Raw genomic sequence first — 21,333 nt, forward strand, 5'->3', positions numbered from 1 at the left:
CGATGCTCTTTGACCCCGTGAGTCAGCAATTCATCCTCGTCGAATCCGCTGGCAGCGTGATGAAGATCACGCTCAACCGGCCTGACGTCCTCAACAGCTTCAACGGCGACATGGCCGCGGAGCTTCATGCCGCGCTTGCAACTGCCCGCGATGACAGAACAGTGCGCGCAGTGCTGCTCACTGGAGCGGGGCGCGCGTTCTGCGCCGGGCAGGACCTCTCTGCGGTTCCTCCGTCCGTCGATGGCCGCTTTGATCTCGGCGCGCTGGTTCGAACGACCTACAATCCAGTCATCAGGGCACTCCGGGAACTCGAGAAGCCGGTGGTTTGCGCTGTGAATGGTGTTGCGGCCGGAGCTGGTGCCAATGTCGCCATTGCCTGCGACATTGTCGTTGCCTCTGAGAATGCGTCATTCATACAATCGTTCTCGAAGATCGGGCTCGTACCCGACAGCGGTGGATCTTTTTTTCTTCCGAGAAGCGCAGGCCTGCCGATGGCAACCGCGATGATGATGCTGGGCGAGAAGATCTCGGCAACCCGCGCTCATGAAATCGGCATGATCTATCGGGTTTGTCCCGCCGATTCGCTGATGGCGGAGTCAATGGCCCTTGCAACGCAGCTCGCCGCGATGCCGACGCGCGGGCTCGGTCTTACGAAGCGATTGCTCAACGCGTCGATGGCCAACGATCTCGATGCCCAGCTCGATGCCGAGGAGTCGATGCAGCGCGAGGCGGGACATACGCGCGATTTCATCGAAGGCGTTGCGGCATTCCGGGAAAAACGGCAACCGCAGTTCTCGGGTGAATAGCGCGTCGGGCGGATCCAGCGGAGGAGGCGGGTCCGGTGGGTCGGCCAAGCAAAGCAAGCATTCCGGTGCCGATGTCATGGCCGGCGTCAGTCGCGAATTGCAGGTCGGAGTGGTGGGCGCGGGCGCAATGGGAAGCGGCATCGCCCAACTCGCCGCCATGGCCGGCCATCATACCGTTCTCTTCGACACCGACGCTGGCGCGCTCACTCGTGCTGTAGCGGGCATTGAAAAAAATCTCGCCAGAAGTGTAGAGAAAGGGCGAATGTCGGATACCGAAGCGGCTCTCGCCCGCAAACGCGTCATCTGCGTCGGAAGCGATGGAGGCGGGGGAGGCGGGGGAGGCGCGGCACTCGATCAGCTCGAAGGATGCGGATTCGTGATCGAGGCGATCGTCGAAACTCTCGACGCCAAGCAGAATCTTTTCTTCCGGCTGGAGGAAGTCGTCCCGGCCGACGCAGTGCTTGCGACCAATACGTCGTCGTTGTCAATCACGGCCATCGCGCAAGCGTGCCAGCGCCCTGAGCGGCTCATTGGCGTGCACTTCTTCAATCCGCCGACTGTCCTCCCGCTGGTCGAAATCGTACCGGGCCTCGCGACGAGCGGTGAGGTCACCCGTTTTGCGCGTGCTCTCATCGATGCATGGGGGAAGACCACGGTGATTGCGTCGGATACGCCGGGCTTCATTGTGAATCGCATCGCGCGCCCGTTTTATGGCGAAGCGCTCCGCATTTACGAGGAAGGAATCGCCGGCATGTCGACCATCGACTGGGCGATGCGGGAGATTGGCGGCTTCAAAATGGGACCCTTCGAGCTGATGGACTTCATCGGCAACGATATCAATTTTGCCGCGACGAAAAGCGTTTACGAAGCGACGTTCCATGACTCCCGCTTCAAACCGTTCATCACCCAGCAGCGATTGTTCGACGCGGGGTTCTTCGGCCGAAAAACAGGTCGTGGCTACTACGATTACAGCGAGGGTGCAGGCGTACCCGAACCCGATCGCAACACGGAGCTCGGAGATCTCATTTTTCGGCGGATTCTCTCGATGTTGATCAATCAGGCCGCCGAAGCGGTGTATTACCGCATTGCGACGGCGAGAGATGTCGATTTGGCGATGACCCTCGGCGTCAATTATCCGAAGGGCCTTTTGCAATGGGCAGACGAAGTGGGTATTCAGGAGACGGTCAACTGGCTCGGCGCGCTGCACGAGTTTTATGGTGAGGAGAGATACCGGCCAAGCCCGCTGCTCAAGACGATGGCGGCCGATGGTTTTACCTTCTTCAGTTCTCCAGGCGTCACCGAGTAGTTTTCGCTGACGACGGGCACCCCGTACACCAGGCTCTTACCGATTCATCGATGACCGGCACGCTTGCCCCCGCACAGCAATCATCCACGCTTCCTGTCGATCCGCGTTTCGACTGGAAACGAATTGCGTATCTGCTGCTTGCGTCGCGTAGTCTCGACTACATCGAAGAGACGCGGCTCCTGCCGCAAAAAAAGGTGGTCTACCAGTTCTCGGCACGCGGTCACGATCTGGCGCAGATAATTCTCGGAACGCTGCTGGATGGAAAACACGATGCCGCCGGGGCGTACTACAGGTCGCGTCCGCTGCTGCTGACGCTGGGGTTGACGCTCGAGGACGCGTTTGCGGGCCCGCTCCGGAAATCGGGCGGTTTCAGCGATGGGCGTGACATCGGCGTAGTCTGCAACTTTCCGAACAACGATGGTGCAATCGTGCTGCCGATGTCCGGTGATGTCGGTTCGCAGTACACCCCCTCCGTCGGCTGGGCGCAGTCGATCACTTATTATCGCGACGTAATGGGCGATCACTCCTACGATCGCTCGATGGCCGTTGTGCTCGGCGGTGAGGCTTCGGCAGCGACAAACGGGTTCTGGTCGGCCCTGACTATTGCGACGACACTTCGGTTGCCGATCCTTTTCTATATAGAGGACAACCGGTACGGTATCTCCGTGCCGTCGGAGCTGCAGACTCCGGGCGGGAACATCGCGGCCAATCTGGCCTCGTTCGGGAATCTCTACATTCGCGAAGGCGACGGGTCGGATCCGGGCGACGCGGCGGCATCGTTTGCGGATGTGACCGAGCACGTACGATCTCAAAAGGGTCCGGCCCTGCTTCGACTGGATGTGCCGCGTCTGTGTGGTCATTCCGGGCAGGACACTCAGGCATACAAGTCCGCCGACTACATCACCGATGAACAGGCGCGCGATCCGCTGCCCAGGCTCAGGCAATATCTCGTTCCCGCGGTAATGTCGGACGCTGAGTGGACCGAGCTTGAATCGCGCGTGGAGGCGGATGCCGAGGCTGCGCTGGAGGCCGCGCTGAATCGTCCGGAGCCGGATGCGTCGAGGATCAAGCGGTATGTTTTCGCCGAGTCGCGTCCGGACGGTATGCCCGACACTCAGCAGACAGGCGGGCTGGCGGTAAGCGGGCATGTTTTTCCTGGTGGTACCAGCACTCCCGCACCCGAGCTTCAGCGTACGAACATGCTGACCGCGATCCGCCGGACGCTGCAGCATGAGCTGAAAACCAATCCCAAACTGCTTCTTTTTGGTGAGGATATCGGCCCGAAGGGCGGTGTTCATGCAGCGACGATGGGGCTGCAGGACGAGTTTGGCGACAAACGGGTCTTCGATACCAGCTTGTCGGAGGAGGGGATCATCGGGCGCGCCGTCGGAATGGCGATCGCCGGGCTGATGCCGGTGGCCGAGATTCAGTTTCGGAAGTATGCGGATCCTGCTACCGAACAGCTCAACAACTGCGGCACGATGCGCTGGCGGACGGCGAACCGTTTTGCGGCGCCCATTGTGGTGCGGATGCCGGGTGGTTTTGCCAAGGTTGGTGATCCGTGGCACAGTGTTTCAGGCGAAGTTCTCTGGGCGCATGCGATCGGCTGGCAGATGGTGTTTCCATCCAACGCCGAGGATGCGGTTGGATTGTTGCGCGCTGCGCTCAGGAGCAACAACCCGACGATCTTTTTCGAGCACAGGCATCTGCTGGATGGTCCGTGGGCGAGGCGGCCGTATCCTGGTGACGACTACGTGCTGCCGCTGGGGAAAGCGCGCATCACGCAGAGTGGCGATGCGCTGACGGTGGTGACGTGGGGAGCTATGGTCGAGCGGTGCGAGCTCGCGGCGAAGCGAGTCGGGGAGTCGATAGAGATTATCGATTTGCGGACTGTTTCGCCGTGGGACAGGGAGGCCGTTCTGGCTTCAGTTGCGCGAACGCGGCGGTGTTTGATTGTGCATGAGGATAATCGGACTGCTGGTTTTGGCGCGGAGATCGCTGCTGTGATTGCTGAGGAGGCGTTTTACAGTCTCGATGCACCGATACGGCGGTTTGCGATTCCGGATGTGCCGGTCCCGCATAATTTCGGGTTGATGGATGCTGTTGTGCCGGGGGTTGAGGGGATTGCCCGGTACATGACGGAGTTGATTGAAGCTTGAACATTTGCCCGTTACCCGCTTTCCGCTTTCCGGTTCGCCGCTCTCCGTAACCCGGTAGACCATGCCGAATTTGCTTGACGTCACTGTTCCCCTGGGACAGGCCGAAGGTACCGAATCCGTTGTGTCGACATGGTTCAAAGCCGTGGGCGACGAGGTCGCTGAAAATGAGCCACTGCTCGAGATCAGCACTGACAAGGTGAACATGGAAGTCGCCGCACCGGGCAGCGGGCGCCTGTCGGAGATACTGAAGCAGGAAGGTGACGAGATTGAAGAGGGATCGGTGCTCGGACGGATCGAGGTGGGGGCATCGTCCAAGCCTGAATCGCAGCCCGCTGCGGGTGGGTCGCCCGCCGGCTCTTTGCAAGCAGACGGTACTGACAAGTTGGGAGCCATACCGACGACGGTTGCCGGTGGTGGATCGGGCGAACTCAGTCCGGCTGTGCGGCGACTGCTGAAGGAGAAGGATCTCGACGCATCTCAGATCAGTGGAACGGGGAGGGGGGGGCGGATAACGCACCAGGATGTTCTGGATTTCATCGCCCGTGACGTCGCGTCTGATGCTGGATCGGGAACGGCCGTCGTTGCCGATTCCCTCGATTCCGCCCGTCCCAGTGCGAGGCATTCGAAATCGGCGATTCCCGGCAGGCTCGTGCCGCACTCACAGATGCGGCGCACCATCGCTCAGCACATGGTTCAAAGCGTTGCGACAGCGCCGCATGTCACGAGCGTGTTCGACGCCGATTTGTCGCGGATGATGGAGCATCGGGATGCGCACAAGGCGGAGTTCGCGTCCCGCGGTGTGAAGCTGACGTACACTGCCTACTTCGTGCAGGCTACTGTCGAGGCGCTGAGGGAGGTGCCTGAAGCGAACAGCCGCTGGCAGGACGACGGGCTCGCGGTGTTCGACGATATCAATGTTGGAGTCGCGACGGCCCTCGGCTCGGGTGGTTTGATCGTGCCCGTTATTACGAAAGCGCAGGATCTCGACCTGTTCGGAATCGCCGAGCGGCTGCAGGATCTCACCGAGCGTGCGCGGGGCGCGAATCTCGACCCGCGCGATGTTCAAAATGGAACGTTTACCATTTCCAATCACGGGGTGAGTGGCAGTCTCGTTGCGACGCCCATCATCATCAACCAGCCGCAGTCGGCGATACTCGGCGTTGGTAAGCTCGAGCGGCGGGTCGTCGCAGAAGGATCGGGGAGTGACGAACGCGTCGTGGTGAAGCCGATGTGTTATGTGACGCTTACCATCGATCACCGGGTTCTCGATGGATTTCAGGCGAACCAGTTTCTTTCGAAGTGGGTGGAGGTTGTGGGGGCGTTCTAGCCTGCCCCCATTGGTACTGTCTCCGCCCGTTTACCCTCCCTGTTGTAGCTGACTCTCGCGAGATTGCTCGCTGAATTTCTCGAATGCAGAAAGCCTAGTGGACTTCGAGGAAGTCCGCCGACGCATCGCTCCGTTTGCCGAGGCAGCTGGTTATCTCACCGATGAGGATGTCTTCCGCGACGTTTCGTGAGGGTTTTCCTCGAACCAATGTGCTCGCCGGTGCCCTGGCGACACGTGGTCTTTGCACCGATCTGTTCGTCTCGTTCTGGCCGAACACGAACTGGTCGTGGGGGAAGTTGTCCTCGACGAACTCCGTCGGGTGCTTAACACGCGATTTCGCCTTCCCGCCGCGCGTGTGGCGGAGGTCGAGGAGCTGTTACGGGCCTACGAGGTCGTCGATCGGCCGGAATCTCCCGACGCGGTGGCGGTTCAAGACGCTGACGACGGTTGGATCCTGGCCAGTGCACGTTCCGCGCGCGTCGATGCGTTGATCACGGGGGACGGCGACTTGCTCGCTGTAGCTGATCAGGTCCCATTCCGCGTCCTGTCTCCTCGCGCGTTTTGGGATGAGGTCCGGCGTGGAGCTCGCTAACCACTCGCTGATACTGACACCGAGGCTCAGGTTCAGCACGTGCGCCCTTCCAATCACATATCGTAACGCACGGTAGTACGCAGCAGCGTCAAACTCTTCCGCGGAACGCTCGCTTCGCTCGCCTGGTGTGACCCGCTCGCAGCAGAAGCTGGCTTAGACCGCAATACTTAACTCTGTTATGACGAAAGCGGTTACGAAGATTGCAGACATCAGGGCTCTACTCTTGCGCGGTCGGACTGAGCCCGACTCGGTCTTTCCCGATATTCGACGGCTCGCTGCAAGCCCCGAATGGCAAACGCGTGAAGTGGCGGCAACCGCATTAGTTGAGATTGGAAAGCGTCACCCCGAAGCTGTGGCGAAACAGGCGCGCCGATGGGCTGCCCTCCCCGATGCCAGCATCCGGCGCGCGGCCAGCGAGGGCTTGAGGGGGATCGTAAAGCAGTCTCCCGAGATGGTCTGGCCAGTGCTCGAGCTGCTGCGTGCTGATGGGAATCTCTATGAAAAAAAGTCGGTCGCCAACGTATTACGCAACGCAAGTGGTCGCTGCCCCGACGATGTTCTCGCTATTTGTCGTAAGTGGGCGGAGTCACGAAGCAGTGATACTCATTGGATCGTGAAAGATGGCTTACGGAAATTGCGCGCGACTCGACCAACGGATGTCGAACAGATCCTGGCTGAAGCTTCACGCGTTGCGGTCTAACGATCCTGAAACTGCGTGAAACTCTGTACACCGGCATGACCTTCAATCGTACACTTTGCACGTCTTGATTCCCGCGTAGCACGAGGCGGATGACAGGGCGGGCGTCAGCGTCACGCCACTCGAGTAAACGCGAGCGGCATTTGCGGTCTCGCTTCTTCGGCGACAATACATTGACTCTTGCCGGAGATTGAAGCAAATGCAATTCAGTGAGACCACAGCCCCCTTCAAACTTGCTGCGCTGCGAATAGCGCGGTCCGCCTTGTTTTCGGATTCGGCGTGGCAGGCAACGCGGAGATTGCGTCCCTGAATCAGCATACCGCGGGGCACGGTACATGCACCCCCCGCCGATAACGGCCCAGTGGCCTTTCAGCTGAACTCCAGCATTAGACGCCGGTCTTCTTGCGTCCTGCCATGTGGCATCATAGGTTATGCCACATGGCAAAGATATCCCCTGTAGCAGAAGTCGCACGCAAGTCTGCCGATGTAGCCGAATTGTGGGACCGCGTGCAGTCGGGACATCGAGAGGGTCACTATTACGTAGCTCTCTTTGGTTTACGGCGGTATGACCCGATTCACGTCGCTGAACAAATCCAGCGCGGGTTCAGCTATGCGGCTTTCGAACGGTTTCAGAGAAATACCGACTTTTCTTACCACCTTCTGGCGAAGATCGTAGCGGTGCCCCAGCGCACCCTCGCTCGACGGAAAGTTGCGGGACGGTTTGAGCCCGAAGAATCGGATCGGCTCGCTCGGATTTCACGAGTGTTCGCAAGGGCACTCGAACTGTTCGAGGGAGATATCGAGAACGCCCGTGAATGGCTGACCAGTCCTGTGCGCGGACTGGGAGGCCGTGCTCCTATTGAGTTTGCTTCGACAGACGTCGGCGCGATCGAGGTCGAAAACCTGATTGGCCGCCTGGAGTATGGCATCCCGTCGTAGATGCGTTTATGGCGACTCGTCAAAACGCGATACGCCGCTACCGCCTTTGATGGAGAAGGGGCGCGGCTCCATGGAGCCCGCTGGAACGGCGTCGGAGTTCGGGTCGCATATGCAGCTGATAGTTCTGCCCTTGCCGTCCTTGAGGTCCTGGTTCACCTGGGCAAGGTGTCGGTACTGCCTTCCTATTCACTCGTCACTGGCAACTTACCCTCATCGTTGATGGAAGACCTTGAGGAGTCCACGCTTCCCGCAGGTTGGAATGCGTCGCCGGTGCCACCGGCTGTTCAATCAATGGGTGATGCGTGGATCAGATCGGGTCGCTCCCTCGCTCTCAGGGTTCCCAGCGCGATCGTTCAAGGGAGCTATTCGGTGCTGATCAATCCTGCCCATCCTGATGTCGGGCAATTCATCGTTGACGCTGCTACGCCATACAGTTTCGACGCCCGCCTCATAAAAATCCCCGGCGTCTGACACGCGCTCCCGTCAGGAGGCGTCATCCAGACACGGCGACACCGAATCTCAACGACTATACCGAACGGTTGCACAGTTTCGTTTGTCAGAGTACGGCACTCCAAACGGACTCGACGATGAAACAAGCAAGTGGCTTCAGATCTTTGTTCGTATTCAGCGCTTTATCTCTTGTTGCAGCGCAGTGGTACGACCCTCCGCTCCAGGCTCCCTCTCGAGCCGTGCAGGTCGGAACGCGCGGGGCCACGCTTCCGGATACACTACCCAGGCTCATACCAATTGAGGCGCTGTATGGAGCCGCCGCCACTCAATGGGGTGGTATCTCGCCGGACGGTCGCTGGCTGTCGTATGTAAAGAACTGGCGCGGGCGGCAGAACGTCTTCGTGCGAGCGGTTGGATCCACCCGCGAGCGCACTGTTACGCGCGACTCGGTCCGCTCGGTAAACAGGTACTGGTGGTCCGGAGACGGGAAACGAATTCTCTGGATCCAGGACCGCGGCGGCGATGAGAACTATCACCTCTACGCGGCGAATCTGGCCGATGAATCCGGCCGGGTCCGCGACCTCACGCCCTTCAGGAACGTGGAAGTTGAAATAGTAGCGCTGCCATTCCGCACCCCCGGTATCGCGATCATTACGCTGAACAAACGCGACCCCGCCCTGGCTGACGCTTACCGCCTTGATCTTGCCACCGGCAGGCTGGAGCTGGCGGCAGAGAATCCCGGGAACTTCTTCGGGTACGTAGCGGACGGTCAGAATCAGGTTAGAGCGGCCTACGGAGTGGATTCCGCCGGCCACTATCAGCTCTTCGCCCGGACGTCGGAGTCCACCAAGTGGAGAATGGTAAAAGCGTACGCGGTCGAGGATCGCATCACGCCATTGAGGTTTGCGCCAGACGGCCGCCTATACCTGATCAGCAACGCCGGTACGGATCTCTCTCGCCTCGTTCTGATCGACCTCGAGACTGGCGTGGAGAGAATGGTGGATGGCGATCCACTCGCGGAGGTAGACATCGACCAGCCCCTGTTCGATGACGCGACCGGAGAGTTACTGATGACGCGGTACATCGGTGACACTGCCCGGCTCTATTCGAAGACCGCCGATATGAGCGCACTTCTTCATGCGGCGAAGCGGGCCGGAGGCGGAGTAGTGGAAATGGGTGGAGGCACACGCGACAGATCGCGCTGGGTCGTGACACTTCACTCGCCAACCAGTCCACCTGTCACGTACCTCTTCTCACGACGCACAGGAATACTCGAGAAGTTCTACGAGCCACGTCCCCTGCTCAGAGAGTATCGGTTCGCGGAAATGCAGCCCATCTCGTACACAGCGAGAGACGGTCTGCGAATAAGGGGATACGTCGCGCTCCCGCCCGGTCGTACTCCTCGTGCGCTTCCACTGGTCGTTCTCGTACACGGTGGCCCGTGGGGCGATACAGACAAGTGGGAATTCCGCACTGACGTGCAGCACCTCACGAACCGTGGATACGCAGTCCTCATGGCGAACTACCGCGGAACGACAGGCTTCGGGAAGCGGTTCTCGCGCGCGGCAAAGAAAGAATTCGGGCGCGCGATGCACACAGACCTGCTCGACGGTATCGACTACCTCAGCGGTAGAGGTATCGTCGATACCGCCCGGGTGGCCATCATGGGCGGAAGCTATGGCGGGTACGCCGCACTCGTTGGTCTCACGTTCACGCCGCAGAGATTCGCATGCGCGGTGGACTACGTCGGGCCGAGCAGCCTCGTCACTTTGCTCGAATCTTTTCCGCCGTCCTGGAAGCCATTCCTTCCGCGGTCCTGGTATCCTTTCGTGGGCGATCCGCGGAAGCCGGCTGACAGGGCCGACATGATCTCGCGATCTCCGCTCTACCGCGCCGATTCAGCGCGCGCGCCGTTGATGATTTTCCAGGGCGCCAACGATCCACGCGTGACGAAACAACAGGCGGACGAGATCGCGGTCGCGCTTCATCGACGCAAAATTCCTGTTACTTACCTGCTCGCGCTGAACGAGGGGCACGGCTTCGCCGAAAGTGAGACCGCGCTCGCCGTAAACCGAGCGACCGAAGAATTTCTCGCGAAGTGCCTGGGTGGTCGAGTGCAGGCGGACGTGAGCCCTCGTGTGCTGGCGGCGATGCGTCGCATGACGGTGAATGTGGACACATTGCGACTGGCGCGATGATTCCACCTGAATCGCCCCGTTGCGTCATCACTTGAACTTCAATCCTCCGGCCACCTGCACGGGCGTCGGAGAAGAGAGCGTCGTACCATTTCCCAGGCGTCCGCCGAACCCCCAACAATACGCGTCTCCAGCCACCGTTACGCCACACGTGAGCGAACTGCCGGCCGCGACCCCTCGAAACCTGAGTGCGCTCGATACCGGTGCCGGTATCTGCGTTGTCTGGGTGGAGCCGTTACCGAGCTCGCCGCTGGAATTGCTGCCCCAGCAAATAATCTGGAGAGTGCTCGCTACCGCGCAGGTGTGCGCGTCAGGCGACCCCAGAATTATACTTGAACCTGTTCCAACTGACAGCGCGATGAACTTGAAATCCGTCTCTACTTTCCTCGGCTGTGCACGACACGGAGTACGCACGCCGAGGGCAGGGAGGCAGTATTCGGCGCCGGAGGATGAGCCGAGTTCTCCGGCCCCATTGGAGCCCCAGCAATAGATGTCGCCGTCGAAATCGAGGCCGCACGAATGGCCGTGCCCCGCGCTGATTGACTGAAAGCGCAGATTGCCCGGCACTTGCCGCGGCTCGACGCCATTTATCAGAGGTCCCGGTGTCTGGTTGTACCGTCCGGTACCCCAACAGTATGGAATATCAGCCCGGTCGAGTCCACACACATACGCAAACCCAAGGTCAATTGCACGGAACTGTGTAGTCACAGGCAATCGCGCAGGGATGCGAACGTTCTCTCCCCAGCAATGGATCGCGCCATCAGCGGAAACGGCACAGCTCCGCGCCGTGCAGACATATACTTCGAGACACTCGAAGTTTCCGGTCCGCGGTACTGTAGAAGCCACGGATACGTTGACGAAGGAACTCGATCCGGAGACCGGGGTCGGTACGAGCCGGGCCGTGGACGTGCCGTCGCCGATTTGCCCTCTTGAATTGTCGCCCCAGCAGTGAACGCCGGTTGCCGTCGTTCCGCAGGCGTGCGTCCTCCCCACAGAAACCGAAGTAAAGGTCAGGTTTCCAGTCACTTTCTGCGGCGCCACAACCGGTGTCTGCCGATCACCGGTACCCGCCTGCCCGTAGTCGTTCTCGCCCCAGCAGAAGAGCTCGTCAGCAGTCGTCAATCCGCACGTCGTCGTGACACCCGCGGTAAGCGATGACCGCGCACCAACCACGCTAACAATCGTCTCGGCGGAAATGCCACCGGCATCGACGCGAATCGTTGCGGAACCTGAAGCCTTTCCACTGATGCGGCCACGTTGATCGACCGAGACGATGTCGCTAGCTGAACTCGACCATCTCACCGCCGTATCGTTCAAGGCCGCGCCTGAAACCATGAATGGCTGGAGCTTGATCATCGACCCGATCAGCAGGTTTGGAGCCTCAGGCACAAGCCTGATCCTGGACACCGGTTCAATGATGATCGCGTCGGAGTTGCAGCTCTCGGTGAGGATCACCGTGGCGACGAGCATACCGAGCCGGAAAATGAGTCTCATCCGCCGCATTGTCTCGCCCGAGTATTGCAGACTGTGTGGAAACATGGCAACCAGGTACCGCAGGATTCGCTCCGTCGGGAGAACGTTGTCTCCGTTGGCTGGCGTAGCGCTGATCATGGTGGGCGCGTGCACTGAAAGCGTCACTCCGAAGGAACCGTCCGAAGTTGCAGCTGTCTCCGCGACGCAGCTGTCGGACACGGTCGGCTTGCAGGTATCGCCATCGCCGTCGGTGATCGCCAGGGACGGGAGCGGCGACCCTCTACGCGGGGTGCCGGTAATGTTCACCGTCACAAGCGGCGGCGGAACAATCGTGGGAGAAGCCGCCGAGACCGACACTTCCGGTGTTGCAACGGTAATCAGCTGGCGACTCGGCCGTACAACAGGACTCAATACTCTCACCGCTACTGTCGGGGGCCTTGCACCCGTGGTGTTCACCGCGAGAGCGATTGCTGGCTGGCCCGTGTCGATGAGTCGCATTGCCGGTGACGGCCAGACAGTCATTGCGGGAACCCCCGTGCCTGTGCGTCCAGCGGTGCTACTGCGGGACGTCGACGGCAATCGGGTGTCAGGTGCGACCCTCACATTCGAGGGAGCCGGAGTTATGGGAGCGACTCAGATCACCGGCGAAGACGGTATCGCCACGGTTGACGGCTGGGCTCCCCCAAGAGTTGGAACCGCAAGTCTCGACGTGCGGAGCGGTTTCCTCTACAACAGTTTTCGCGCAACCGCACAAGCAGGACCCCCGGCGACGCTTACCAAAGTGGCGGGCGACATGCAGTCGGCGCCTGCCGGAACCGCCGTCGGGAGGAGACCGGAAGTACTGGTGCGCGATGCCGCGCTCAATCTTGTGCCAGGGGTGTCAGTCGTTTTCACCGTCGCGAGTGGTGGCGGAACCGTTGTGAACGGGTCTCAGACCACCAATTCGAGTGGGGCGGCGTCTCCGTCAACGTGGATATTGGGAAGTGCGGGACCTCAATCACTTCGTGCAACAGCTGCCGGCCTTCCGCCAGTAATCTTCACCGCGACTGCAACAGTCCCGCCGTGACATGGCAGGGACGGAGTGTGCTCGGCCTGCACGTATTCTCAATGAAGAGAATTGCCTGGTTTTGTGTTGTGTCAGCGCTTTGCAGTAATGCCTTATTCGCTCAACGGAATCATGCCAGGGTGCGCGTTGGCGATCAGGTACGGTTTCGACTGACGCCAAGCGCAGCTCTCCCGATTGGTGCCACTGACCTGCAATGCGAAGGGCAAGTGTTCACGCTGCTGCGGGACACCCTGGTCATCCGACCACATGCCTTCTGTGGTCGTGCTTCCATCGCGGGAATGGAAGTCCGCCAGCTACAGCTTGAACAGAGAAAGGGATCTCGGAGGGGACATGTCCTGAAGGGCGCGCTCCTGGGGCTCGTGGGCGGTGGAATTGCGGGTTGGTTGATCGTCGGCGATGGATGCCGAATTAGTCCATGTGATGGAGGATTGGCTGTGATTGAATTCACTCTTGCCGGAATTGTTTCCGGGGGAATTATTGGTTCCGCGGTTGGCTTCCTGTTGCCGGCCGGGGTCCATTGGCGATCGCTGACGCACGCAGTGCTTCTCGACCGGCGCTGAGAACTTCCGCCTAGCTCCCCCCGCTCAATCGCCTCACAAGTTTGTCGAGAAAGTCGAGTCCATCGTAAAACGATTTCGTTCGAAGCTTTTCATCCCGTCCGTGCGCGTTGGTTTCCCCGGGAAGTGAGAAGATTCCACTCACTCCGTAAGTCGGGATGCCGGCGCCCCGCAGGATGCGACCGTCAGTTGCGCCGGTAGACATTGTTGGAATGACCGGAATGTCACCCCACATCGCGCGGGTCAGGGTTGTTGCAGCAGCGAGCAGCGCCGGATCGACAGCAGTTGCAACAACTGCAGGAACTTGTTTCCGAGTGGTGTCGGCGAACGTAATCGCAATCGATGTGTCCGCGAGAACGCGCGTCAGAACAGCCTGCGTTTGAGCCGCGCTCGAGTTCGGCTCCATGCGGCAGTTCACGTTTGCTGTAGCTGTCTGAGGCAGCGCGTTGTTCGCATGACCTCCAGAAAGGCGAGTCGCGACGCACGTTGTGCGCAGCATCGACGCATATCGTGGATCAGAAGACAGCTTCGCGGCGGCAGCATTATCACCCGGATTTGCAGCAATCGCTCTCATCGCCGACGCCATCTCCGGTCGCTCGACCCTGGCGGTCTGCTCGAAGAACGCGCGCGTCACCGGATTCAGGGCGACAGGAAACGCAAACCGGCTCAGTCGGGCGAGTCCGTTCGCGAGCGTATAGATGGCGTTATCAGGCCGAGGAATACTGGAGTGACCGCCGGGATTCCGAACGGTGAGCGTAAAATCCCAATAAACCTTTTCGGCGGCTTGTATCGAATTGAGAAGCGGGCGGACGTTCGAGCCGTCACCCGCGAGTGCTCCGCCGCCGCCTTCATTGATTGCGTAAGCGGCATCAATCAGCGGGCGATGGTTATTCACGAGCCACTCAACGCCGTTGTTATCGCCACCCTCTTCCGCCGCCGTCAACGCGAGGATTAGATCGCGATTCGGTTTCCATCCTTCCGCTTTGTATTTGAGCAGGTTCGCTGCGAAGATCGCCGCCATCGCCTTGTCATCGGCGGACCCTCGACCGTAGAAGAAGCCGTTCTCTTCATGAAGCGTGAACGGATCGCGTGGCCAGTCAGACCGCAGCGCTGCAACAACGTCGAGGTGTGCCAGGAGCAAGAGCGGCTTGGGAGCACTCGCGTCACTTCGGCCACGATACCGAATGACGAGATTTCCTTTCGTAGAATCGCCCGGCGGAATAAGGACCTGAACGTCTGCCGCGGGGAATCCTGCATCGAGGAATCGACGCCCCAATGCTCGTGCGGCTCGGGTCGTCGATCCAACCGTGTCCACCGTATTGATACCGACGAGCTCCGCGTAGATCTCCCGAGCGAGACGCTCGTGCGGTGTTGAAGCAGCACGAGAGCCTGTTGAGCTATTCGTTGTCTGCGCGGCGAGTGGACCGACAGCGGCGAGGGCGATCGAAAGAGTTGCGGCGATACGTTTCATTGAGCAGTCAAGATTGTAAGAGGAGCGCGTTGGTGTAGCTCCAACGTGCTCTATCCCGTAATTCTCTGCCGCTTTAACACATGCTGCGAAAGTGTGGCTCCATCGACGTCCCGATGGAGATTTGGAAGAAGCGCCGCCTGCCCTCGCTACGGTTATCAGTCGAGCATGTTCGCCGGAACTTTACCTCCGTTCGCCGCCATCTGCTTCATCACCTGCTTGTGCAGCCACGTGTTCATGCTTGCGCTGTCGTTCATATCGCCCGTGTAACCCAACTCCTCGGCCAGCTCCTTACGCTCGGAGAGGCTGTTCTCCATGCCGAGCAGTGACATCAGGTCGACAATCGAGTGGCGCCAGTTGCTCTTGTGCCCGCTCTTCGACTCGAGGTCCGTCATGATCGCCTCGACGTCCACGGGCGACGACGCCATGCTCGACGAAGATGAGGTGACGCCCGGCATCGAGCCGCCGGTCGGCCTCGGGGAGCCTGCCGTGCCTGCTGTCGCCGCTTCGGCGTGGCCGGTAATTTTGGACCAGATCTTTCCGAAAATGCTCATGAATGCCTCGCTATCGTAGGGAAGGAAGAATTGCTCTAGTGTGGCAAGGATAGTCATTAGGCCCACGCTCGGGAAGAGGCTGGACAGGTGACTCGGCCTCCGGGCTGAATGCAGACCCGAAAGTTGAATATCTGAAACGGTACTTCAGCCGCATCCACAAATTCAGGCGGGTCAGGCACGCCCGAGGGTTTTCCATGTCACGACTCCGCTTTTCGGACATGAACATTTTCGCACCGAACACTACCTGATGCCTGCCAGGCCAGTACTCATAATCGGTTCCGGCCACCTCGCCTACCGAATCAGGAAGCTCGCCGAGATCCGCGGTCATGGCGTCAATCATCTTGCGCACGATGCATTCCGCCCGCCGGACAGCGATGAACCCGTTTATGACACCATCGAGCGAACCCTGCGCGGTCTCGACCTCGCTTCGCTCGCAATGGTGTTCCTCGTGGACGATGACGACGAACGCAATCTTCAACTGCTGATCGCGCTCATTGCCCTCCGCGCAGACCTGCCGATCACGGCCTCACTCTTCAACGAGAACATCGCTCCACATCTTCAGGCAGCACATCCGGACATCAGAATTCTCAACCCGGCAAGGATCGCTGCGCCGGCTTTCATCGAGGCACTGCAAACGCCGCTCACGCGTTCGCTCCACTATACCCCGGCCATCGTTGCCGACAAGCCTGCACTGCCGCGTTCCGACAATCTGATCGCGTGGCTGGTGGGTGCGTTTGTGGTGCTGATTGCAGCGGCGACCACGTATTTCCGTGTCGCGGAGGACCTATCGTGGCTCGATGCACTTTACTTCGTCACGGTTACTGTGGCGACTGTCGGATATGGCGACATCAGCCTGCGCGATTCCACCGCCACGAGCAAACTCGCCGGTATCGGCCTCATCCTCGGCTCGACGGTCTTCATCTGGATGATCTTCTCTCTTACCGTCGACCGCCTCATCAAACGACGAGATCAACTCGCGCTCGGCAGAAAAAAATATGCGAAGCGGGGACATGTGATTCTGTGCGGTCTGGGACGCCTCGGCTACTTCATCGCGGAGGGGTTGCTGGAACGCGGCGAGAACCTGCTGATCGTGGAGAAGAACGAAAGCTCACCGTCAATCGAATACTTTCGTTCGCGCGGAGCGGACGTCTACATCGGAGACGCGCGACTGCCACGGGTGCTGCAGGATGTGGGAGTGACCAGAGCCAAGGCCCTCTATTCGGTGGTCAGCAACGACATCGTCAACCTGGAAATCGGGCTCAACGCAAGGTCGTTCACACCCGGCTTGCGGCTCATCCTCAGGATATTCGACCACTCAATATCGCGGGAGATCAGGCAACACCTGGATATTCATCTGACGTTCAGCATGTCCGACATCGCCGACGAAAAATTCCTGAATCAGTCGCCGCCCCCTCCGCCGCAACTCGACGAGCAGCCGGAACCTCCGCCGCTATCGCTGCCTGCACCTGCGTCGGCACCCTGACTCGAATCGGCTCCGTTTCCCCAGCTGCTGCCGCTGCCGCCGCCTGAAAAACCACCACCGCCTCCGAACTCGGACATTGCGGCGTGCGACACGCCACCATCTGCGCCATCACCATTGAAGAACAGATACAGCGGTAAGTCATCACCCGGGGTAGTTGCGCCGCCGTCATTTGACTTCTTCCTGTCCGGCTTCGGCATCTCGATTCGGGAATCATCCATTGCGAATTTCGGAGTACCCCAGATGTCGGCAGGCGGAGTCATGTTGAATTCGTCGCGATACAGATCGAGCGTCGCGGCATACTGTGCGTGAAAAGCTTCAGTCTGCTCGTCGGTGGGTACGAGCTCCGGGTTGTGATCGAAATCACGTTCGAGAACATCGTGACAGAATTCCCGGTAGGCCCGGCTGAACAGCAGGTGTTCGTGCCACACCTGGTCGATCACTTTTGGGGGCGTGACACTGGAATCACTCACCACGCCGAGGTACACGAACTTCCGGTATTCTTCGATCGAGCGCAGTGAAAACACGCGGGTCCAGCCCAGCTTTCGTGAGAGCTTGCTGGCAAACGCTTCGGTCGGCGCATTGGTTCCGCCGAAAACTGCTCTCACGTGATCCCTGAGCTGCGATGGCACCAGGTCTTCAAAGTGATAGCGTTTAAGGCGGAGCCAGAGTTGTTTTTTCATGCTGGAAGATGGCCTGCCCCCGGTCGACCCGACAAGCTCCCGCGTCGAAGGTTGCCGACGGCAGCCACTGCAGCCTGCGGCCGGAACCCTAGAAATTTGTTGCGAGTAGTCTGTCCAGTGCGGCGTAGCTCTCGTTCAAGCCGCCTTCCATCCCCGAGCTCAGCATTCCATCGCGGTCTTCGGCAGTATAAAACAGCGATGTTGTAATGAGCCGGGTGCGTCCGCCGCCGAGGTCTTCGAGTGTGGCCGTCTCGAAGGAGACGTGGCCCGGCATTCCGTCCCATTCGAATGTCTGGCCGATGCGCTCCTGGGGTGTGACTTCGCTGTAGCGCCCTTCGAAACCGTGCTCACCGTTGGCGCTGTGTTCGACGAATCGCCAGTGCCCTCCGCGCTCGACCTCCATTCGTTCGATTACCAGCTTGTTCCCTCGGCCCCACCACTGCGCGACGAGCTTCGGGTCCGTCAGCGCTCGCCAAACGCGGTCGCGCGAGGCGTTGAAAACCCGCTCAATCCGGATTTCGCGATCGGCCGGTGTGGTAATCACTGCTTTCGCAGCATGCCCGTCCTTCGCGGCGTGTTCGTTCTTCGCTGAGTGTTCGTCCAGGGTGGCATTCGTCATCAGTTCTCCCTTGTACGCTCGAGGAATTTCTCGAGCCGGTCGAGGCGGTCTTCCAGCATCCGCCGATGTGATTCGATCCATGCGGTCTCGTGATCCAGTCCGCGTGGGCCCAGAGTGCAGGTGCGTACCCGCCCGATCTTTTCAGTCGACACCAATCCGGCCCCCTCGAGCACGTGCACATGCTTGGCGATGCCTGTTAGTGTCATCTCGAACTCCTCGGCCAGCTGGCTGATAGCGGCGTCCGAGCGGCCGAGCCGTTCGAGAATTCCGCGGCGTGTGGGATCTGCCAGGGCGCCGAAGGCGGAGTCGAGCGGAGCTGGATACTGAACCATGTGGTTCAGTATACCTGCCAGGGAGTCGGGTGTCAACCGTCGCCGAAAGCTGGCTTTGCGACGTCCGCAGCCAATCGCCTACTGGGTGGGGACACCGACGAGTGATTTGCGGATTCGGCGCCTAACGCGGCATTTTAAGGCGAGTTCGTATCCGGGTTATGGCGTTGGGGGGCGGGAGCGTTGTTCCCGGAACAGATGGTGATTACGATCGCTACTTTCTTTCCCTTGGAGGCTCTCATGCCGCAGTACCTGATTGAGCGTAATATTCCTGGCGCCGGCAAGCTTACCTCGGCCGAACTGCAGGGCATCTCTCAGAAGTCCTGTAGTGTGCTGGACCAACTCGGTCCCGAAATCAAGTGGATGCACAGCTACGTGACCGACGATCAGATCCATTGTGTATACAACGCGCCGGACGAAGAGATGGTACGAGAGCACGCCCGCCTGGGTGGGTTTCCGGCAGACCGGGTATCGGAGATCAAGACAACGATCAGCCCCGCGACAGCGGAGTAGCCACTGCGCGCCGCCGAATCTCGAACGCGATTGGGCCGCTGCATTTCCGTTGTATGCTGGTCTTCACGTTACTGGCCATCAGTGGTGCGCCTTGCGCTTGTCAGCGTTGCGGCCTAGCGCCGGGAACCCGACTGGTTTCCAGGTGTAAGTCGCTGTGCTGTAACTCTTTACATTGGTGACAAAAGCTGTTAAACTTATGAAGTTTAACATGGGCTGATTTGCTGATTCGGGGCGGTTTTTACTGACCATCCCGGATCAATCTGCGCGTTTTTCACCTACTCCCGCCCAAGCGGGAAAGGAGACGAATGATCCAGGGGACGCGATTTCAGAATGCATTCGTCGGCGGCGTCGTTGCGATGTTTGGCAGCGCCCAGCTGGTTCCCGGAGTAAACGAGAATGGTCCGATTGCAAAGTCGGCAATTTCCATCGTAGCCGGCAGCGCTGGGGTCCACGATACCTCGAGGGCTCGAATGCCCAAGGGTGCCCTCACGAAGGTCGGCACCGCGCTTGGTGCCCTCCAGGAGGTCGTGCGCCCGTTGAGCCATTCGCGCGCGCTTGGCGATGCGTTCAGAAGCTACTTCGCGTACAAGGCAGCCAATCCTGAGCAGGTCACCAAGCCGTACCTCTATTTCGTCGATTACGGATTGCCCAGCACTACTCCCCGGGGCTACGTGTTCGACATGGTTTCGCTGAAGATTGTCGACGGCCCGTTCATGGTCGCGCATGGCCGCGGTTCGGCGGCCGGAAAGAATGCAATTCCGACCCGCTTTTCGAATGTGTCCGGCAGCTACGCGACGTCGCTCGGTCTGTATCTCGCGCAGGAAACGTATGCGTTCCACGGCAAGAGCGGTGGCAGGGCGTACGGCTCCATCGGACTCAAGCTTCAGGGAGTTTCCGACGGCTACAACGACAACGCGCGGGCGCGGAGTGTCGTTGCGCACGGGGCTCCATACGTGACTCCCACCAAAGCCGGCAGAAGTGAAGGATGCCCCGCAATGGAGCAATTCCGCGCCCAGAAGCTTCTGCCAGTGCTCGCGAACGGGGCGATGGTTTTCCTTTTTGCACCGGATGAGGAGTGGTTGGAGAGCGACCGCTGGGTAACGGCGGACGCCGAGTAAGACGAAGTTGTTCTGAGCGACCCGAGCGCATTGGCGAGCCTCGTGTTATGATGGGCCTCCAATGTGAACGCAAAGGAGAAGCTCAATGCGCCTGTGGATCGCCCTTGTTTGCATCCTGACGGCGAACTCCACGACCGCGCAGCAGACCTCGCGAGCCGCGCAGCCAACGCACGTGCCGATTGAGTTCGTCGATTCAAATGGGCGCGAAGACTACCGCTGCGATTGCGATGCGTGGCGAGTCGGCGGCCGTCCTCGCTGGGTTGGAGAGCCGATTTGAAAAGAGCGGATGGTCCCGGCGTGATATCCGCCCCGAGGATCGGCAGGTTGGGTTCGTCGGTCGCGGCCGACGGGGCCGCGCTCGATCGAGCCGCGTTTCAGCGCGCTTCCCTCACTGTCGCCGCCGCCGGGTGCGCTCGTGGCAAATAGCGGCGTTAGCAGCAGTACCGGCGGAGCAGAAACGCGGGCAACGCTGCAAACCGAATTGTCGACCGCAGCACTCACCGAGCACTACGCCCGCGACATGCAGGCACAGGGCTGGACTGCTGTAGAGCAGCCGAGTAGCAAATCGGCCGCTGTCAGCACCTGGCGCAAAGTGGACGCCGGCGGGGCCGTGCTTTCGGCTCGCTATCGGCGATTCGATTTCCTGACGGCAGCCACGGAATGCAGATGCACGAAAAGGAGCCGCCGGCCGATGAAGATGATCGCTCCACCGGCCTGGCTACCGGAACATTATTCGAAATCCAGAAAGCTCGCATTCTCAAGCGGCACGATTAGGATTAAGCGCCCGCGCCCACGCAATCTGGAAGAGCGCTTCGTGAGCCGGCTCATGCCACTCTTCAAGCTGAGAACCGTGGGTGTCGGTGCCATGCTTCCGGAGCTGTAGCTGCGCAGCGACGGAACAGGGCCAATTGATTTGTCCACGACGCCGACGCTATGCGGCTCGCGATGTCAAAGCAGGCGTCGTCAAGCGGCCCCACGCCATTTGCAGGATTGTGACCTATC

Annotated in this window: 20 protein-coding genes; 14 read left to right on the forward strand and 6 right to left on the reverse strand. The window is 60.0% G+C overall.

What is annotated here, in order from left to right:
* Positions 1-2 precede the first annotated feature (2 nt).
* The 8 genes from WKF55_13485 to WKF55_13520 all read left to right on the forward strand — a co-directional run bounded on the left by WKF55_13485 (position 3) and on the right by WKF55_13520 (position 10,474).
* Positions 3-806, forward strand: coding sequence for an enoyl-CoA hydratase-related protein (locus WKF55_13485; protein MEJ7760590.1), 804 nt, complete (start codon positions 3-5; stop codon positions 804-806).
* The gene (locus tag WKF55_13490; protein ID MEJ7760591.1) at positions 799-2,112 is read left to right on the forward strand and encodes a 3-hydroxyacyl-CoA dehydrogenase NAD-binding domain-containing protein; all 1,314 of its coding nucleotides are present in this window, start codon (positions 799-801) and stop codon (positions 2,110-2,112) included. The genes WKF55_13485 and WKF55_13490 overlap by 8 nt, the downstream gene beginning before the upstream one ends.
* A 50-nt stretch (positions 2,113-2,162) precedes the next feature.
* Positions 2,163-4,271 (forward strand): transketolase C-terminal domain-containing protein, encoded by a 2,109-nt coding sequence (locus WKF55_13495; protein ID MEJ7760592.1) that lies wholly within the window; start codon positions 2,163-2,165, stop codon positions 4,269-4,271.
* A 61-nt stretch (positions 4,272-4,332) separates the two neighbouring features.
* Positions 4,333-5,598 carry a dihydrolipoamide acetyltransferase family protein gene (locus WKF55_13500; protein MEJ7760593.1) on the forward strand — a complete coding sequence of 422 codons (1,266 nt, stop codon included), beginning with the start codon at positions 4,333-4,335 and terminating at the stop codon, positions 5,596-5,598.
* 241 nt (positions 5,599-5,839) lie between these two features.
* Entirely contained in the window at positions 5,840-6,190 is a 351-nt protein-coding gene (locus WKF55_13505) for a PIN domain-containing protein (GenBank protein ID MEJ7760594.1), read from the forward strand.
* A 1,135-nt stretch (positions 6,191-7,325) separates the two neighbouring features.
* The gene (locus WKF55_13510; protein ID MEJ7760595.1) at positions 7,326-7,826 is read left to right on the forward strand and encodes an antitoxin Xre/MbcA/ParS toxin-binding domain-containing protein; all 501 of its coding nucleotides are present in this window, start codon (positions 7,326-7,328) and stop codon (positions 7,824-7,826) included.
* Complete coding sequence (locus tag WKF55_13515; protein ID MEJ7760596.1) at positions 7,827-8,297, forward strand: RES family NAD+ phosphorylase; 471 nt, start codon at positions 7,827-7,829, stop codon at positions 8,295-8,297. It begins immediately after the preceding gene.
* A gap of 116 nt (positions 8,298-8,413) precedes the next feature.
* Positions 8,414-10,474 (forward strand): S9 family peptidase, encoded by a 2,061-nt coding sequence (locus WKF55_13520; GenBank protein MEJ7760597.1) that lies wholly within the window; start codon positions 8,414-8,416, stop codon positions 10,472-10,474.
* 27 nt (positions 10,475-10,501) lie between these two features.
* Here the strand turns inward: WKF55_13520 and WKF55_13525 are convergent, their stop codons facing one another.
* Entirely contained in the window at positions 10,502-11,965 is a 1,464-nt protein-coding gene (locus tag WKF55_13525; protein ID MEJ7760598.1) for an Ig-like domain-containing protein, read from the reverse strand.
* Between WKF55_13525 and WKF55_13530 the strand changes: the two genes are divergently transcribed.
* Positions 11,955-13,010 carry a hypothetical protein gene (locus WKF55_13530; GenBank protein MEJ7760599.1) on the forward strand — a complete coding sequence of 352 codons (1,056 nt, stop codon included), beginning with the start codon at positions 11,955-11,957 and terminating at the stop codon, positions 13,008-13,010. The two genes, WKF55_13525 and WKF55_13530, sit on opposite strands and share 11 nt — an antisense overlap.
* Before the next feature lie 434 nt (positions 13,011-13,444).
* On the forward strand, positions 13,445-13,570 hold the full coding sequence (locus WKF55_13535; protein MEJ7760600.1) for a hypothetical protein: 126 nt from the start codon (positions 13,445-13,447) through the stop codon (positions 13,568-13,570).
* Between the two features lie 10 nt (positions 13,571-13,580).
* Here the strand turns inward: WKF55_13535 and WKF55_13540 are convergent, their stop codons facing one another.
* Together WKF55_13540 and WKF55_13545 are read right to left on the reverse strand one after the other, a co-directional pair.
* Positions 13,581-15,038 carry a M20/M25/M40 family metallo-hydrolase gene (locus tag WKF55_13540; GenBank protein MEJ7760601.1) on the reverse strand — a complete coding sequence of 486 codons (1,458 nt, stop codon included), beginning with the start codon at positions 15,036-15,038 and terminating at the stop codon, positions 13,581-13,583.
* A gap of 155 nt (positions 15,039-15,193) precedes the next feature.
* On the reverse strand, positions 15,194-15,646 hold the full coding sequence (locus tag WKF55_13545) for a DUF3597 domain-containing protein (protein MEJ7760602.1): 453 nt from the start codon (positions 15,644-15,646) through the stop codon (positions 15,194-15,196).
* 190 nt (positions 15,647-15,836) lie between these two features.
* On the opposite strand from WKF55_13545, the gene WKF55_13550 reads away from it, so the two are divergent.
* Positions 15,837-17,072, forward strand: coding sequence for a potassium channel family protein (locus WKF55_13550; protein ID MEJ7760603.1), 1,236 nt, complete (start codon positions 15,837-15,839; stop codon positions 17,070-17,072).
* On the opposite strand, the gene WKF55_13555 is transcribed toward WKF55_13550, so the two are convergent.
* The 3 genes from WKF55_13555 to WKF55_13565 form a co-directional block, all read right to left on the reverse strand.
* Positions 16,988-17,752: a hypothetical protein gene (locus tag WKF55_13555; protein ID MEJ7760604.1), complete on the reverse strand. Its 765-nt coding sequence runs from the start codon at positions 17,750-17,752 to the stop codon at positions 16,988-16,990. The genes WKF55_13550 and WKF55_13555 overlap by 85 nt on opposite strands.
* A gap of 88 nt (positions 17,753-17,840) precedes the next feature.
* Positions 17,841-18,371, reverse strand: coding sequence for an SRPBCC family protein (locus WKF55_13560; GenBank protein MEJ7760605.1), 531 nt, complete (start codon positions 18,369-18,371; stop codon positions 17,841-17,843).
* Positions 18,371-18,739 (reverse strand): metalloregulator ArsR/SmtB family transcription factor, encoded by a 369-nt coding sequence (locus WKF55_13565; GenBank protein MEJ7760606.1) that lies wholly within the window; start codon positions 18,737-18,739, stop codon positions 18,371-18,373. Before WKF55_13565 ends, WKF55_13560 begins: the two co-directional genes overlap by 1 nt.
* Before the next feature lie 144 nt (positions 18,740-18,883).
* Here WKF55_13565 and WKF55_13570 point away from each other — a divergent pair, with 144 nt between their 5' ends.
* The 3 genes from WKF55_13570 (at position 18,884) to WKF55_13580 (ending at position 21,214) form a co-directional block, all read left to right on the forward strand.
* Positions 18,884-19,213, forward strand: coding sequence for a DUF4242 domain-containing protein (locus WKF55_13570; protein MEJ7760607.1), 330 nt, complete (start codon positions 18,884-18,886; stop codon positions 19,211-19,213).
* 305 nt (positions 19,214-19,518) lie between these two features.
* On the forward strand, positions 19,519-20,331 hold the full coding sequence (locus WKF55_13575; protein MEJ7760608.1) for a murein L,D-transpeptidase catalytic domain-containing protein: 813 nt from the start codon (positions 19,519-19,521) through the stop codon (positions 20,329-20,331).
* A 415-nt stretch (positions 20,332-20,746) separates the two neighbouring features.
* Entirely contained in the window at positions 20,747-21,214 is a 468-nt protein-coding gene (locus WKF55_13580) for a hypothetical protein (protein MEJ7760609.1), read from the forward strand.
* Positions 21,215-21,333 lie beyond the last annotated feature (119 nt).

It is taken from the genome of Gemmatimonadaceae bacterium, assembly GCA_037721215.1.
In the GTDB taxonomy this organism is placed as follows: Bacteria; Gemmatimonadota; Gemmatimonadetes; order Gemmatimonadales; family Gemmatimonadaceae; genus UBA4720.

Excerpts from the sequence above, each read along its gene's own strand:
- WKF55_13540 (MEJ7760601.1), bottom strand. The coding sequence starts at position 15,038 with ATGAAACGTATCGCCGCAACTCTTTCGATCGCCCTCGCCGCTGTCGGT.
- WKF55_13495 (MEJ7760592.1), top strand. The coding sequence starts at position 2,163 with ATGACCGGCACGCTTGCCCCCGCACAGCAATCATCCACGCTTCCTGTC.
- WKF55_13530 (MEJ7760599.1), top strand. The coding sequence starts at position 11,955 with ATGAGTCTCATCCGCCGCATTGTCTCGCCCGAGTATTGCAGACTGTGT.
- WKF55_13515 (MEJ7760596.1), top strand. The coding sequence starts at position 7,827 with ATGCGTTTATGGCGACTCGTCAAAACGCGATACGCCGCTACCGCCTTT.
- WKF55_13510 (MEJ7760595.1), top strand. The coding sequence starts at position 7,326 with ATGGCAAAGATATCCCCTGTAGCAGAAGTCGCACGCAAGTCTGCCGAT.
- WKF55_13555 (MEJ7760604.1), bottom strand. The coding sequence starts at position 17,752 with ATGAAAAAACAACTCTGGCTCCGCCTTAAACGCTATCACTTTGAAGAC.
- WKF55_13485 (MEJ7760590.1), top strand. The coding sequence starts at position 3 with ATGCTCTTTGACCCCGTGAGTCAGCAATTCATCCTCGTCGAATCCGCT.
- WKF55_13560 (MEJ7760605.1), bottom strand. The coding sequence starts at position 18,371 with ATGACGAATGCCACCCTGGACGAACACTCAGCGAAGAACGAACACGCC.
- WKF55_13500 (MEJ7760593.1), top strand. The coding sequence starts at position 4,333 with ATGCCGAATTTGCTTGACGTCACTGTTCCCCTGGGACAGGCCGAAGGT.
- WKF55_13545 (MEJ7760602.1), bottom strand. The coding sequence starts at position 15,646 with ATGACTATCCTTGCCACACTAGAGCAATTCTTCCTTCCCTACGATAGC.
- WKF55_13550 (MEJ7760603.1), top strand. The coding sequence starts at position 15,837 with ATGCCTGCCAGGCCAGTACTCATAATCGGTTCCGGCCACCTCGCCTAC.
- WKF55_13575 (MEJ7760608.1), top strand. The coding sequence starts at position 19,519 with ATGATCCAGGGGACGCGATTTCAGAATGCATTCGTCGGCGGCGTCGTT.
- WKF55_13525 (MEJ7760598.1), bottom strand. The coding sequence starts at position 11,965 with ATGAGACTCATTTTCCGGCTCGGTATGCTCGTCGCCACGGTGATCCTC.
- WKF55_13520 (MEJ7760597.1), top strand. The coding sequence starts at position 8,414 with ATGAAACAAGCAAGTGGCTTCAGATCTTTGTTCGTATTCAGCGCTTTA.